Genomic DNA, 13,851 nt, shown 5'->3' with positions numbered 1-13,851 from the left:
CCGCGGCGCCGGGGGCCTCGGAAGGCCTCGGGGCACACCGGGGCATCGGGGTGTGCAACGCGCCTAGTGACTGACGGTCTGCTGCCGTGACGTGGCCGAGGCCTTGGCGGCGGTGGCCGTGTAGGTGCGGCGCAGGAACCGCAGCAGCGTCTTCGACTCGAACTGGACGACCGAGACGCCGTGCGCGGAATGGAACTCCACGATCGCCTGGACGCGCCCGCACGGCCAGACCCGGACCTCTCCGGTGCCGGTCGGGGCGCGCAGGCCCTGTTCGAGGAGCGTGCGGGAGAACGTCCACTCGTGGCGGTCGGGCAGTCCGACCCGCACCGAGCGGGGGTCGCTGTCCGGGTCGTAGCGCAGGACGACGGGAACGGCCGTCCGTTCCTCCTCGACCTGGTCGGCGTCGGTGACGATATGGGCTCGCGCGTACTGTTCGACTACGGACATCGGCCGACCCTCTCACGCAGCGTGACCTGTGCGGAAGCTGTGCGTCCACTCCCTTCCAATGTCCCACATTTTCCGCAATACGCTCCTTCGAGCAGGCGTATCTCATCTGTGCGATGCGCTGCGGATCCACTGCGGATCACCGCGGATTCACCGCGGATTCACCGCGGATTCACTACGGATGCCCCGCGACGCGCTCCGGCGCACTGCAACGCTCTGCGATACACAAGGTTCTCGCTCTTGCGAATGGTTCGCATCAAGCCACTATCATCGTCGGGTGCACGTACCCGACGGATTCATCAACGCCCCGACCTCCGCCGTGACCGCAGTCGTCGCCGCCGGCGCCATCGCCGTGAGCCTGCGGGGTGCGCGGCGCGAGCTCGACGACCGGACCGCGCCCCTGGCCGGCCTCGTCGCGGCCTTCATCTTCGCCGTGCAGATGCTCAACTTCCCCGTCGCGGCGGGGACCAGCGGCCATCTGCTCGGCGGCGCGCTCGCCGCGATACTGGTGGGCCCCTTCACCGGGGTCCTGTGCGTGTCCGTCGTCCTGCTCATGCAGGGCGTCCTCTTCGCCGACGGCGGACTCACCGCCCTCGGCGTGAACATCACCGACATGGCCATCGTGACGACGGTCGTCGCGTACGCCGTCTTCCGCGGCCTGGTGAAGGTGCTGCCGCGCGGGCGCCGGTCCGTCACGGCCGCGTCGTTCGTCGCCGCCGCGCTGTCCGTGCCCGCCGCCGCCGTGGCCTTCACGTTCCTGTACTGGATCGGCGGCACCACCGACGTGGCGATCGGCAAGGTCGCCACCGCCATGATCGGCGTGCATGTGCTGATCGGCATCGGCGAGGCCGTGATCACCGCGCTGACCGTGGGCGCCGTGCTCGCGGTGCGGCCGGACCTCGTCCACGGCGCCCGCGACCTGCGGCAGACCCTCCGACTGCGGGTGAACGGCGAACTCGTCGACGCCCCGGCGGCCGACAGGGCGCCCGCCGTCCCGGCGGCGGCGCGCACGTCCCGGCGCACGCTGTGGGCGACGGGCCTGGTCACGTCCCTCGTGCTGGCCGGATTCGTCAGCTTCTACGCCTCCGCGAGCCCCGACGGCCTGGAGAAGGTCGCCGCCGACAAGGGCATCGACGCGAAGACCGGGAAGCACGCGACCTCCGACTCCCCGCTCGCCGACTACGGCGTCAAGGACGTCACGAACGCCCGCCTGTCCGGCGGCCTCGCCGGCGTCATCGGCGTCGGCGCGACCGTCGTCGGGGGCAGCGCGGTGTTCTGGGCGGTGCGCAGGCGACGCGGCGCGGACGCGTCCCCCACGGCCGTAGAGAGCGTCTGACGGCCATGGGAGCAGGTCACGCCCACCGCCTCTACCTGCACGGACACTCGCCCGTGCACGGTCTGCCGCCGCACACCAAGCTGGCCGCCGTCCTCGCGTTCGTGGTCGTCGTGGTGTCGACGCCCCGGGAGGCGATGTGGGCGTTCGGCCTGTACGCGCTGCTGCTGGCCTTCGTCGCGCATCGCGCGCGCGTGCCCGCCGGCCTCCTGCTGAAGCGGCTGCTGATCGAGGCCCCCTTCGTCGCGTTCGCCGTGCTGATGCCGTTCGTGGCGGAGGGCGAGCGGGTGGACGTCCTCGGGCTGTCCCTCAGCGTCGACGGACTGTGGGGCGCCTGGAACGTGCTCGCGAAGGGCACCCTGGGCGTCGCCGCGTCCGTGCTGCTGGCCTCCACCACCGAACTGCGCGAGCTGCTGCTCGGGTTGCAGCGGCTGAGGCTGCCGCCGCTGCTCGTGCAGATCGCCTCCTTCATGATCCGCTACGGCGACGTCATCGCGGACGAGATGCGGCGCATGCGGATCGCCCGGGAGTCACGCGGCTTCGAGGCCCGGGGGGTGCGGCACTGGGGGGTCCTCGCGAAGTCGGCGGGCGCGCTGTTCATCCGCTCCTACGAGCGCGGCGAACGCGTGCACCTGGCCATGATCAGCCGGGGGTACGCGGGTTCCATGCCGGTGATCGACGAGGTGACCGCGTCCCGGGCCCAGTGGTCGTACGCGCTGACCCTCCCGTTCACCGCTCTCGTCGTCTGCGTGTTGGGATGGACTCTGTGACCGATGTGACGCCCTCCCCCGACATGACGGCATCCCCCGACATGACGCCCTCCTCCGACCTGGCTGCCTCCCCCGAGGTGGCGGCCTCCCTCGACGTGGCCGGCCTCGCCTTCGCCTACCCCGACGGCCACCAGGCCCTGTTCGGCGTGGACTTCTCCGTCGCGCGCGGGGAGCGGGTCGCACTGCTCGGGCCGAACGGCGCCGGCAAGACGACGCTCGTGCTGCACCTGAACGGCATCCTGACCGGCGGAGCGGGCACGGTGACGGTGGCCGGACTGCCCGTGGACAAGCGGCACATGGCCGAGATCCGGCGCAAGGTCGGCATCGTCTTCCAGGACCCGGACGACCAGCTGTTCATGCCGACCGTCCGCGAGGACGTGGCGTTCGGGCCGGCGGCCGCCGGACTGAAGGGGGCCGCGCTGGAGGCGCGGGTCGACCACGCGCTCACGCAGGTGGGCATGGCGGAGTTCAAGGACCGTCCGCCGCACCACCTCTCCTTCGGGCAGCGGCGTCGGGTGGCCGTCGCGACGGTCCTCGCGATGGAACCGGAGATCCTCGTCCTGGACGAGCCGTCCTCCAACCTCGACCCCGCCTCACGCCGTGAACTGGCCGACATCCTGCGGGCGTTGGACGTCACGGTGCTGATGGTCACGCACGACCTGCCGTACGCCCTCGAGCTCTGCCCGCGCGCCCTGGTCCTCAGCGAGGGCGTGATCGCGGCGGACGGCCCGACGGGCGAGCTGCTCGCCGACGACGCCCTCATGCGCGCCCACCGCCTGGAGCTGCCCTTCGGGTTCGACCCGCGCTCCGCGACAATGGGCGCGTGACTGACGAGGAACCCGCCGCCGACCGTTCGCTGCTGCTCCTCGACGAGCAGCTCTGCTTCGCGCTGTACGCGGCCCAGCGCGCGGTGACCGCCGCCTACCGGCCGCTGCTGGACGAGCTGGGCCTGACCTACCCGCAGTACCTCGTGCTGCTGGTGCTGTGGGAGCGGGGCGAGACGAGGGTCAAGGACCTGGCGTCGGCGCTGCGGCTGGACTACGGCACTATGTCGCCGCTGCTGAAGCGCCTGGAGGCGGCGGGGCTGGTGCGCCGGGAGCGCGCGGCGCACGACGAGCGCTCGGTGCTGGTGGCGTGCACCGGCCCCGGCGAGGAGCTGAGGCGGCGTGCGGAGCGCGTCCCCGGGGCGCTGCTCGCATCGACGGGACTGGAGACGGCGGAGGTCGCGCGGCTGCGCGAGGAGCTGTGGGGTCTCGCGGAGCGGGCCCACCCGACGGCGGACCGCGCCCGCTAGCCCCCGGCGGCGGTCTGTCCGGCGGGCCGGACACGTCCGCGCCCGGACCGAAGTTACCGGGGGTTACCTGCCCCTGCCCGGGACGCACCTACCTACCGGCCGGTACCTTGTGCACGATGTAATTGGGGAAGATGTTTGGGGAGGGACCGCCGTGACAGAGGGCGCCGCAGCCGGCACGACCGAGACCGCGGGGACGGCCGGCACGGCCGGCACCGCCGACACCCGTCCGACGAAGATCATGTACGTCGCCGAGGCCACCGCGCACGGGGGCCGCGACGGGTTCGTGACCAGTCAGGACGGCCAGATCGAGCTGAAGGTGGCGATGCCGCCGCAGCTGGGCGGCGACGGCAACGGCACCAACCCGGAGCAGCTCTTCGCGGCCGGCTACAGCTCCTGCTTCCACAACGCGCTGATCCTGGTCGGCAACCGCGCGGGCTACGACCTGACGGGGTCGACGGTGGCGGCCAAGGTCGGGATCGGCCCCAACAGCACCAAGGGCTACGGGCTCGCGGTGGCGCTCAGCGTCTCGCTCCCCGTGCTGGACCCGGGCCTCGCGGAGAAGCTGGTGGACGCGGCGCACCAGGTCTGCCCGTACTCGAACGCCACACGCGGCAACATCGATGTCACGATCATTCTCGGCTGACGGGACGAAGGAATCGCAGGCTCGCCCCGGGCGTTCCCCGAGGAGTCGAAGGCGAACTGCGAGAGGATGTGCGGGCGTGGACGTGAGCGGTGCGGTGGCCGAGGGCTTCGAGCCGGTCAGGGAGGCGTTCGCACGGAACTTCGAGGCGCTCGGCGACCGGGGCGCGGCGGTCTCCGTCTACCGGGACGGCCGCAAGGTCGTCGACCTGTGGGGCGGCACGAAGGACGTCGACGGCACGGCCCCCTGGGAGCGGGGCACCGCCCAGATCGTGCGCTCGGCGACAAAGGGCGTGGTCGCCGCCGGCCTCCTGCTGCTGCACCAGCGCGGCGAGCTGGACCTGGACGCGCCCGTTGGGACGTACTGGCCCGAGTACAAGGCGGCCGGCAAGGAGCGCACCCTCGTACGGCACGTCCTCGCGCACCGCGCGGGCGTGCCGGTCCTCGACCGGCCGCTGACGCCCGCCGAGGCCGCCGACCCCGACCTCGGCGCGGCGGCGGTCGCGGCGCAGACCCCGGTCTGGGAGCCCGGGACGGACCACGGCTACCACGCGCAGACCTACAGCTGGCTGACCGGTGAGCTGGTGCGGCGGATCACCGGACGGCCGGTCGGCGAGTGGATCGCCGACGAGATCGCCCGGCCGGTCGGCGCCGACCTGTGGCTCGGACTGCCGGCCGCGCAACGCGGGCGGGCGGGACGCGTGGGCCAAGTGGATGCGCCGGTGCAGGCGGGCGCGCTGAGGACCCGGCCCAAGCCCGCCGTCACCGCCGCCTACGCCGATCCGGCCTCCCTCACCCGGCGCGCCTTCGCCGCGATCACCCCGCTGCCCGACGAGAACGACGCCGCGTACCGGGCCGCCGCGCTGCCCGCGTCCAACGGCATCGCGACCGCCGAGGGCCTGGCCCGCTTCTACGCGTCGCTGATCGGCGAGGTGGAGGGCGGGGTGCGGCTGCTGCGGCCGGAGACGGTGGAACTCGCGCGCGGCGAGCAGTCGTCGGGCCCGGACCGGGTCCTGGTGGTGAACACCCGGTTCGGCCTCGGGCCCATGCTGCACGGCGCCGCCTCCCCGCTGCTGTCGCCCCGCGCCTTCGGCCACCCGGGCCGCGGCGGCGCCCTCGGCCTCGCCGACCCGGAGTCGGGGATCGCCTTCGCCTATGTCACCAACGGCTTCCGCGCGAGCGTGACGGCGGACCCGCGGGCGCAGGCGTTGCTCCGCGCGCTGCGGACGGCGACCACGGCGACGTCGTGACGACGACGGTGGCGGTGGCAGCGGCGGTGGCCGTGACCGCGGCGTCGACACCGATGCCGATGCCGATGCCTGCACCGACGTCGGTGACGTCTACACGTTGATCGAGTGCGACGTCCGCCCCGAGGCGTCGTCGATCTCGGTGTGCGCCTTGGTCAGCAGCTGCATGGCGATCTCGTTGAGCGCGCGGGCGCCGGCGATCTCCTCTCCGACCCGGGGCTGGTCGGCGTCCACGGTGTGCCGGCTGGCGTGCCCCTGGGACCGCACCTCGGTCCCGTCGGGCAGCCGCACCAGCGCGACCGCGCGTGTGTGCCGGTCGTCCTCCTCGAACTCCAGCTCGACATGCCATCCGACGGTCGTGCGCGTTGCGGTGTGCGTCATGACGGTCACCTCCGAAGCCTCTGGTTCCAGGGTGCGCCTCGCAGCGGACGGCCGCACCCAGCGGACGGCCCGGACCGAAGGGCGTCAGCCGGGGTGGAGCATCAGACCGATGCCGACGACCAGCAGCCCGGCGGCGACGAGACGGGGCACCCCGAACCGCTCCTTGAAGAACAGCGCCCCGATGGCGGCCCCGACCAGGACCGACGACTCGCGCAGGGCCGCGACCAGGGCGAGTTCGGCGCGGGTCTGCGCCCACAGCACGAGGGCGTACGCGAGGACGGACAGGGCCGAGCCGAGCAGGCCGAGGGCGGCGAAGGGACGCAGGACGGCGAGGGTCCGCCCGCGCCGGCGGTGGGCGGCGTAGGCCGGGACCACGGCTCCCTGCACGGCCATCAGCCAGGCGATGTATCCCAGGGAGGAGCCGGAGGCGCGGACGCCGAGACCGTCGACGACCGTGTACGCCGCGATGGTCACGCCGGTCGCGAGGGCGGCTCCGATCGCCGCCCGGTCGGGCCGCCGCCCGCGCAGTCCCCAGACGGCGACGCCGGTCAGCCCCGCGCAGGACAGTGCGATCCCGGCGGCCGCCCGGGCGTCGGGCGCCTCGTGCGCGAAGACGGCGGCGAGGACGGTGACGACGAGGGGCGCGGAGCCGCGTGCGAGCGGGTACGCCTGGCCGAAGTCGCCGAGCCGGAACGACCGCATGAGCAGCGCGTAGTAGGCGATGTGGATCACCGCGGAGGACAGCAGGTACGGCCAGGCGCGGGCCGCCGGGAAAGCGGTGAACGGCGCGAGGGCGAGGCCGATGAGCATGCCGCCGCCGGAGATGAGCGCGAACCCGGCGAGCTTGTCGGTGATCCGGTGCGCGATGGCGTTCCAGCCGGCGTGGGTGACGGCGGCGAGCAGGACGGCGGCGGTGACCAGCGGGGTCACGCGGTGCGTTCGCGGACGTCCACGAGGGCCGCGCCGGCGTGGTGGATCAGGGCGTCGGGGGCGATGGGGAAGACGGCGTGCGGATCGCCGGCCGCCGCCCAGACGACGCCGTGCGCAAGGAGGCCCCGGTCGGCGAGGACACGCGTGCGTGTGCGGTGGCCGAAGGGCGGCACCCCGCCGATCGTGTACCCCGTCGTCTCCCGTACGACGTCGGCTGCGGCCCTCGTCACGCGCTGCGCGCCGAGTACCTGCCGTACCCGCTCGACGTCGACCCGGGAGGCGCCGTCCATCAGCACGAGGACCGGCGCGCCGTCCGCCGCGAAGACGAGGGACTTGCAGATCTCGGCCGGTTCGCAGCCGATCGCGGCGGCGGCCTCGGCGGCGGTGCGGGTCGCGTCGGGGAAGCGGCGGACGCGCGGGGTCAGTTCGTCGAGGCCGAGCTCGCTCAGGGCCTGGGCGAAGCGAGGGTGGGCGCCGGTGGTCGTCATGCGCGGCACGCTAGCGAGGGTTGCGCCGGGCACGCGAGCGGGTTTGTCCGGTAAGCGTCCAGGGCTGGGCGGAAATCCCGTCCCTGTTGTCATTGCCATGCCATACGCTGCTGCTCTGCCGCGTTCACGCGCCCGCTGCGGGCGCGAAGGGGGGACGCAGGCGTTTCACCACGCCCGGCGGACACACCGGGCTCTTTTTCCTGGGGGTTCCCATTTCTGTGCGCAGGCGCAGCATCTCGGCCGCGACGACGCTCGCGGTCGTTCTCAGCTCCGCGGTACTCGCCGCGAGTTCGGCGGGAGTGGCCGTGGCCGACTCCGCCACCGTCCTTCCGGTGGAGTCGGTCGGCGACATCGTCGTGGACGGCGCCCACCAGCGCGTCTACGTCTCCGACCCGAGCGGCGGAAAGATCGTCGTCACCGACTACGCGGGCACCGTCAAGGCGACCCTGACCGGGTTGTCCGGCGTGACGGGCCTCGCGCTGTCCGCCGACTCCGGGCAGGTGTACGCGGCCGTCAAGAACGCCAACCGGATCATCGCCGTGGAGACGGGGACGTACAGCGAGACCTCGAGCTACCCGCTGGGCGTGGCTCCGGGCGACCTGGAGGTGGTGGACGGCCGCATCTGGTTCGGCTACGGCTCCGACTTCGGTTCGCTCGACGTCTCGGGCGCCGAACCCGCCGTCCACCTCTCCCAGCGCGGGGACGGCGACTTCTCCGGCACCGCGCTCCTGGGCGCCGACCCGGCCGTCCCGGGCGTCCTGGTGGCCGGCAACGGCGGCCGGGTCGCCGTCTACGACCTCTCGGCCGACGGGGCCACGCTGCGGGCCAAGGGCGACATGGACGGGTCCGTGAAGCAGCTGGACCTGACGCCCGACGGCAAGCAGGTCCTCACCTCGTGGGGCTCGCCCGGCTTCGGCTACGGCATCGGCGCCTACTCGGCCACCGACCTCGCCGAGCAGCCCGGCTACGCCATCGACGCGTACCCGAACGCCGTGCGGGTCGCACCCGACGGCAGCGTCGCGGGCGGCAGCTTCTCCTGGTACGACCCCGACGTCCACGTCATCCGGCCGGGCGCGACGACGCCGGTGCGCGAGTACGACTTCCCCAACACCGGCAACAGCAGCGGCGCCGACACCCTCGTCGACGGCGCGCTCGCCTGGGCGCCGGACAGCAGCCGGGTGTTCGCGGTCTCCGTGAACACCGCGGACGTCTTCACCCTGCGCGCGCTGACGGACCCGACCAAGGAACTGCCGGCGCTGAAGGTGACGGCTCCGGTCAAGGCGGAACGCGCCAAGAAGCTCACCGTCACAGGCCGACTGACCTCGGCGACGCCGCTTCCGGCGGGCACCGTCCTCAAGGTGACCCGGGCGGACCTGGAGTCGCCCGGCGGCAAGGTCCTCGCCCCGGTCAAGACCAAGGCCGACGGCTCGTTCGCCTTCACGGACGTCCCGCCCGCCGGCGGCAAGGTCACCTACCGGGTGTTCTTCGCGGGCGACGCCGGTCACGCGGCCACCGTCGGCTCCGACGTGGTGGCCGTCTCGCGCAAGGCGACCGCGCTCAGCGTCACCAACAACGGCAAGCTGTACGCGTACGGCAAGGACGTCACGTTCACGGCGCACCTGGGCGCGACGTACAGGAACCGCACGGTGGCGATCTACGTCGACCCCGCCGGCTCCGACAAGCCGAAGAAGCTGGTCAAGAACGCCAAGGTCAACTCGCAGGGCAACCTGTCGGTGGTCGTCGACATGACCCGCGACACGGCCGTCACCGCCGTCTTCGCGGGCGACTCGCGCAGCGCCGGCAAGACCGCGAAGTCCACCGCGGGCGCCTACGCGAAGGTGTCGACCACCGTCTCCCGGCACTACAAGACGGGGAGGATCGGCTCCACGACGTACTCCTACTTCCGCAAGAACACCGACCCGTTGTTCACCACGACCATGAACTACTACGCGGGCCGCCAGCAGCGCCTGCAGGTCCAGGTCTACTACCAGGGTTCCTGGTACGACTCCGGGTCCCAGTACTTCCCGGTGGGCGCGAGCGGGAAGTCCGCCGTCACGCTGGAGGCCCCCGGCGAGGCGGGCATCCGCGCCCGGATCCGCTCGTCGTACATCGACGGCTCCTCCGGCGACAACGTCAACGCGACGACGCACGGCGCCTGGAAGTACATCGTCTTCACCAACTGAGCACGGGCCGCGGGAGGATCCGCGGCATGACACGGCGACGCGCCCGCCCCGGAAGGGGACGGGCGCGTCGCGCGTGATGGGGCGGGGTCAGCGGCGGTCGTCGCCGTGGTGGCGGTTGTCCCCGTGGTGGCGGTTGTCCCCGTGGTGGCGGTTGTCCCCGTGGTGGCGGTTGTCCCCGTGGTGGCGGTTGTCCCCGTGGTGGCGGTCGTCGCCGTGGTGGCGGTCGTCGCCGTGGTGGCGGTTGAAGCCCCAGGACTCCTGGTCCACGCGGCGGCCGTGGTCGTCGCGCAGGGTGGCGGTGTCGGAGCGGTTGTCCCACACCTCGCGGCGGCGGTCCTGGTACAGGTCGGTGCGGGTGTCGCGGCCGATGCCGGTGTGGACGCGCACCGTGGAGCGCGGGGCCAGCCGGTAGTTGCGGAAGGTGTACTTGTCGCCGCGGTCATCGGAGAGCGTCCACCCGTCCAGGTTGACGCCGTGACGGGTGGTGTTGGTCAGCTCCACCCACTCCTTGTTCAGGGAGAAGGCCGAGCGGTCGTCCCGACCCGGTGCGTCGTAGTGCACGGCGCTGATCTCCACCTGCGGCCGGTTCGGACGCGAGGCGGCGGCGGCCGACGCCGGCAGTGTCGCCGCTCCGGTCACAGCGGCGGCGACGATCGCGACGGCGGTGAGACGACGGGCGGAAACAGAGGAAACGGACACAAGGTCTCCTTGCTTGGTGCGGTGTGCGGCCCCTCGGCCGCAGAACCAGATTGCCCACCCTGCCCGCCCCAAGTGGCTCAATACCGCTGCACGTTACGAATCATGCACATTCCGGTGACAGTAGCCTTCCATGTCCATCTATGTCCTGAACACACCGGATCCGTTGGGCCACCCGCCCCGTGCGGCCCGAGTGTGTGACGCCGTCACCCGATAGTGGGTCACGAGACGGGTCGTCAAGAAAAAGGCCGGTGAGGGCGCCCCGTCCCCACGGAGCCCTCACCGGCGGTCTTTTCGGACGGTCCGACGTGTCACGGACGGTCCGACGTGTCAGACGCGGACCAGTTCGCGGTCCTCTTCGCCCGCGTCGGAGGGGGTGCGCAGTCCCTCGCCCTCGACGTCCACGTTGGGCAGGGCGCGGTCCAGCCACTTCGGCAGCCACCAGGCCCTCTTGCCGAGCAGCGCGAGCACCGCCGGGACGATCGCCATGCGGACGACGAACGCGTCGAAGAAGACGGCGATCGCGAGGCCGAAGCCGATCGTCTTGATGATGGACTCGCCGGAGCTGATGAAGCCGCCGAACACGGCCATCATGATGATCGCGGCGGCGACCACCACCTTGGCGCTGTGCCGGAAGCCGGTGACGATGGCCTGGCTCGGGCTCTCGCCGTGGACGTACGCCTCCCGCATCCGGGTCACGAGGAACACCTCGTAGTCCATCGCGAGGCCGAACACCACGCCCACCATGAAGATCGGCGTCATCGACATGATCGGGCCGGTCTCCTCGACGCCGATCAGGCCGCCGAGCCAGCCCCACTGGAAGACCGCGACCACGGCGCCGAGCGCGGCGAGCACGCTGAGCAGGAAGCCGAGGGCCGCCTTCAGCGGGACCAGGACGGAGCGGAAGACCACGATCAGCAGCAGGAAGGCCAGGCCGACGACCAGGCCCAGGTACGGGATCAGCGCGTCGTTGAGCTTCTGCGAGAAGTCGATGTTCATCGCGGTGGTGCCGGTGACCAGCACCCGCGCGCCGGTGTCGGCCCTGACGTCGGCGCCCTGGTCACGGATGGCGTGCACCAGGTCCTCGGTCTGGGTCGAGGACGGCTTGGAGCCGGGGATCACGGTGATGGTGGCGGTGTCGCCGGCCTTGTTGAACATCGCCGGGGTGACCGTGGCGACGTCCCCGAGCTTCTTGATCCCGTCGGTCACCGAGGTGGCCGCGGCCTTGGGGTCGTCGCTGTTCGCGGCGTCGACCACGATCAGCAGGGGGCCGTTGAACCCGGGGCCGAAGCCCTCCGACAGCAGGTCGTAGGCCCGGCGCTGGGTCGTGGACGTCGGCTGCGAGCCGTCGTCGGGCAGACCCAGCTCCAGCTGGGCGACCGGGACGGCGATCGCGCCGAGACCGACCACGCCGAGCAGCAGCACGACGGCCGGACGACGGACGACGAAGCTGGCCCAGCGGACGCCCGGCCCGGGCTTGTCCTGCTCGCCCTGCTCGCCCTTCACGGCGGCCGGCCTGCGCTTCTCGCCGGTGGCGCGGACCTTCCTGCCCGCGTAGCCGAGCAGCGCCGGGACCATGGTCAGCGCGATGAGGACGGCGACCACGACCGTGCCCGCCGCGGCGAGGCCCATCTTGGTCAGCATGGGCACGTTGACGACCGCGAGGCCCGCCAGGGCGATGACGACCGTGAGGCCGGCGAAGACGACGGCCGAGCCTGCGGTGCCGGTGGCGCGGCCGACGGCCTCCTCGCGGTCGCGGCCCTCGGCGAGCTCGCTGCGGTAGCGGGAGACGATGAACAGCGCGTAGTCGATGCCGACCGCGAGGCCGATCATCAGCGCGAGGGTGGAGGTGGTGTCGCCGAGGTCGAGCGCCTTGGCGAGGACGGTGATGGTGGAGACGCCGATGCCGACGCCGATGATCGCGGTGAGCAGCGGCAGCCCGGCCGCGACCAGCGAGCCCAGGGTGAGGACGAGGACGACGGCGGCGATCGCGAGGCCGATGACCTCGCCGATCGCACCGGGTTCGGCGCCGGCCTGGAGGGCGTCGCCTCCGACGTCGACGGTCAGCCCGGTGGCCCGTGCCGTGTCGCCCGCCGCCTCGAGGGCGTCCCGGGTCGAGTCCTGCAGCTCCATGCCGGGGACGTCGTACTTGACGGAGGTGTAGGCGACCGTCCCGTCCTTGCTCACGGCGTGCGTCGTGAAGGGGTCGGTGACGGAGGTGACCTCGGAGCCGTCACGGAGGGCCTTGACGGCCTTGTCGACGGTCGCCCGGTTGGCGGCGTCGGTCATCTTCTGGCCCTCGGGCGCCTTGAAGACGATGCGCCCGGTCCCGCCGTCGGCGCTGGCCCCGGGGAAGCGCTGTTCCAGCAGGTCGAAGGCCTTCTGGGCCTCGACTCCCGGTATGGAGAAGGAGGTTGTCCCGGCGGCGGGCGCGGAGGCGGCGCCGACGCCGGCGAGGGTCAGCAGCGCCACCCATATGAGGGCGACGAAGTGGCGGCGGCGGAAGGCGAGCCGGCCGAGTCGGTAAAGGAACGTGGCCACGGAGGCGTACTCCCGGTCAGGTCGTGGTGTAGGGGCCGCGGCTGCGGCACGGGCCCCGGGGGCAGGGTTGACCAACCCGGCGGGGAGGCAGGGGTGATCGGCCCGACGACGTGAGCGGTGACGTCAGGTTGGGCGGACCGTGGGGACGGTCAGGTGGCGGGATTCGGCGCGCAGAGGGCGGGGAGCACCACGGCGTCGATGTACGAGAGGAGGAATTCCTGCGTCGGGGGCTGCTCGTCGAGCAGTGTCCGGGCCGCGAACGCCCCGATCATCATGTGCATCACGAACTCGGCCGCGGGGTTGTCCGCGCGGACTTCCCCCCGGTCGATCGCCCGTGACAGCACCCGGCGGAACTCGGCCAGCTCCGGTTCGATGAGGTGTTCCTTGAACGCCTTCAGCAGGTCCGGGTTGTCGTGGACGGCCATGGCCAGCCCTCGCATGAGCGCGGAGTTCTGCTCCATCTGGCAGTCGTCCGAGCGCAGGGTGAGGGCGTGCAGGTCGCCCCTGAGGGACCCGGTGTCGATCGCGTCGAGGGAGCCGCCCGGCTTGCTGTGCCGGACCGCCTTCGCCACCAGCTCGGGCTTGCCGCCCCACTGGCGGTAGAGCGTCGCCTTGCTGGACCTGGTGCGGGCGGCGACGGCGTCCATGGTGAGGGCGTCGTAGCCGACTTCGCGGAGGAGTTCGAGCACGGCCTCGTACAGCTCGGCCTCACGCTCGGGAGTGATGCGGCTGCGACGCGCCGTCGAGACCTCGGTCATTCCGCTCACCTTCCCACTCCGCACCGCCACAGTCTCCTGTTCGTACACGCCGAATGTAGCGCATCCCGCTGCGAAACGAAACAGTTTCGTACGTGTCCTGGCTCACGCGGTCTCCGGCCGATCGTCCACGTGATCGTCCGCGACGCG

The 13,851-nt window shown here is 72.2% G+C and carries 14 protein-coding genes; 7 read left to right on the top strand and 7 right to left on the bottom strand.

Features of this window, described 5'->3' with window-relative positions:
• Positions 1-63 precede the first annotated feature (63 nt).
• Complete coding sequence (locus OHS82_RS24445; protein ID WP_057578750.1) at positions 64-447, bottom strand: SsgA family sporulation/cell division regulator; 384 nt, start codon at positions 445-447, stop codon at positions 64-66.
• 274 nt (positions 448-721) lie between these two features.
• Between OHS82_RS24445 and OHS82_RS24440 the strand changes: the two genes are divergently transcribed.
• The 6 genes from OHS82_RS24440 to OHS82_RS24415 all read left to right on the top strand — a co-directional run bounded on the left by OHS82_RS24440 (position 722) and on the right by OHS82_RS24415 (position 5,730).
• Entirely contained in the window at positions 722-1,780 is a 1,059-nt protein-coding gene (locus tag OHS82_RS24440; protein ID WP_057578752.1) for an energy-coupling factor ABC transporter permease, read from the top strand.
• A gap of 5 nt (positions 1,781-1,785) precedes the next feature.
• Positions 1,786-2,547, top strand: a complete 762-nt coding sequence (gene cbiQ, locus OHS82_RS24435) for a cobalt ECF transporter T component CbiQ (protein WP_057578754.1) — start codon at positions 1,786-1,788, stop codon at positions 2,545-2,547.
• Positions 2,548-2,588: 41 nt separating this feature from the next.
• Positions 2,589-3,374 (top strand): energy-coupling factor ABC transporter ATP-binding protein, encoded by a 786-nt coding sequence (locus OHS82_RS24430; RefSeq protein WP_057579355.1) that lies wholly within the window; start codon positions 2,589-2,591, stop codon positions 3,372-3,374.
• A complete protein-coding gene (locus OHS82_RS24425; RefSeq protein ID WP_057578756.1) occupies positions 3,371-3,841 on the top strand; it encodes a MarR family winged helix-turn-helix transcriptional regulator in 471 nt (156 codons plus the stop codon). The genes OHS82_RS24430 and OHS82_RS24425 overlap by 4 nt, the downstream gene beginning before the upstream one ends.
• A gap of 238 nt (positions 3,842-4,079) precedes the next feature.
• Positions 4,080-4,484 carry an organic hydroperoxide resistance protein gene (locus OHS82_RS24420; RefSeq protein ID WP_057579357.1) on the top strand — a complete coding sequence of 135 codons (405 nt, stop codon included), beginning with the start codon at positions 4,080-4,082 and terminating at the stop codon, positions 4,482-4,484.
• A gap of 76 nt (positions 4,485-4,560) precedes the next feature.
• On the top strand, positions 4,561-5,730 hold the full coding sequence (locus OHS82_RS24415; RefSeq protein WP_328434475.1) for a serine hydrolase domain-containing protein: 1,170 nt from the start codon (positions 4,561-4,563) through the stop codon (positions 5,728-5,730).
• A 90-nt stretch (positions 5,731-5,820) separates the two neighbouring features.
• On the opposite strand, the gene OHS82_RS24410 is transcribed toward OHS82_RS24415, so the two are convergent.
• From OHS82_RS24410 to OHS82_RS24400, 3 genes are all read right to left on the bottom strand, one after another.
• Positions 5,821-6,108: a DUF1876 domain-containing protein gene (locus OHS82_RS24410; protein ID WP_057579358.1), complete on the bottom strand. Its 288-nt coding sequence runs from the start codon at positions 6,106-6,108 to the stop codon at positions 5,821-5,823.
• Positions 6,109-6,192: 84 nt separating this feature from the next.
• Entirely contained in the window at positions 6,193-7,038 is an 846-nt protein-coding gene (locus tag OHS82_RS24405; RefSeq protein WP_057578760.1) for an EamA family transporter, read from the bottom strand.
• On the bottom strand, positions 7,035-7,526 hold the full coding sequence (locus tag OHS82_RS24400; RefSeq protein WP_328434474.1) for a YbaK/EbsC family protein: 492 nt from the start codon (positions 7,524-7,526) through the stop codon (positions 7,035-7,037). The genes OHS82_RS24405 and OHS82_RS24400 overlap by 4 nt, the downstream gene beginning before the upstream one ends.
• Positions 7,527-7,744: 218 nt before the next feature.
• Here OHS82_RS24400 and OHS82_RS24395 point away from each other — a divergent pair, with 218 nt between their 5' ends.
• Positions 7,745-9,709 (top strand): YncE family protein, encoded by a 1,965-nt coding sequence (locus OHS82_RS24395; protein WP_328434473.1) that lies wholly within the window; start codon positions 7,745-7,747, stop codon positions 9,707-9,709.
• Positions 9,710-9,796: 87 nt separating this feature from the next.
• Here the strand turns inward: OHS82_RS24395 and OHS82_RS24390 are convergent, their stop codons facing one another.
• The 3 genes from OHS82_RS24390 to OHS82_RS24380 form a co-directional block, all read right to left on the bottom strand.
• A complete protein-coding gene (locus OHS82_RS24390) occupies positions 9,797-10,408 on the bottom strand; it encodes a lamin tail domain-containing protein (RefSeq protein WP_328434472.1) in 612 nt (203 codons plus the stop codon).
• A 327-nt stretch (positions 10,409-10,735) separates the two neighbouring features.
• The gene (locus OHS82_RS24385) at positions 10,736-12,946 is read right to left on the bottom strand and encodes an MMPL family transporter (protein ID WP_057578768.1); all 2,211 of its coding nucleotides are present in this window, start codon (positions 12,944-12,946) and stop codon (positions 10,736-10,738) included.
• A gap of 149 nt (positions 12,947-13,095) precedes the next feature.
• Complete coding sequence (locus OHS82_RS24380; RefSeq protein WP_057578770.1) at positions 13,096-13,704, bottom strand: TetR/AcrR family transcriptional regulator; 609 nt, start codon at positions 13,702-13,704, stop codon at positions 13,096-13,098.
• Positions 13,705-13,851: the final 147 nt, after the last annotated feature.

Origin of the sequence: Streptomyces sp. NBC_00425 (assembly GCF_036030735.1) — a bacterium.
Taxonomy (GTDB): Bacteria; Actinomycetota; Actinomycetes; order Streptomycetales; family Streptomycetaceae; genus Streptomyces.
This window is presented reverse-complemented; position numbering and strand designations above follow the sequence as displayed.

What these genes read in the sequence shown, in the direction of transcription:
- OHS82_RS24380 (WP_057578770.1), bottom strand. Translation starts at nt 13,704, where the DNA reads ATGACCGAGGTCTCGACGGCGCGTCGCAGCCGCATCACTCCCGAGCGT.
- cbiQ (WP_057578754.1), top strand. Translation starts at nt 1,786, where the DNA reads ATGGGAGCAGGTCACGCCCACCGCCTCTACCTGCACGGACACTCGCCC.
- OHS82_RS24400 (WP_328434474.1), bottom strand. Translation starts at nt 7,526, where the DNA reads ATGACGACCACCGGCGCCCACCCTCGCTTCGCCCAGGCCCTGAGCGAG.
- OHS82_RS24445 (WP_057578750.1), bottom strand. Translation starts at nt 447, where the DNA reads ATGTCCGTAGTCGAACAGTACGCGCGAGCCCATATCGTCACCGACGCC.
- OHS82_RS24420 (WP_057579357.1), top strand. Translation starts at nt 4,080, where the DNA reads ATGTACGTCGCCGAGGCCACCGCGCACGGGGGCCGCGACGGGTTCGTG.
- OHS82_RS24410 (WP_057579358.1), bottom strand. Translation starts at nt 6,108, where the DNA reads ATGACGCACACCGCAACGCGCACGACCGTCGGATGGCATGTCGAGCTG.
- OHS82_RS24430 (WP_057579355.1), top strand. Translation starts at nt 2,589, where the DNA reads ATGACGCCCTCCTCCGACCTGGCTGCCTCCCCCGAGGTGGCGGCCTCC.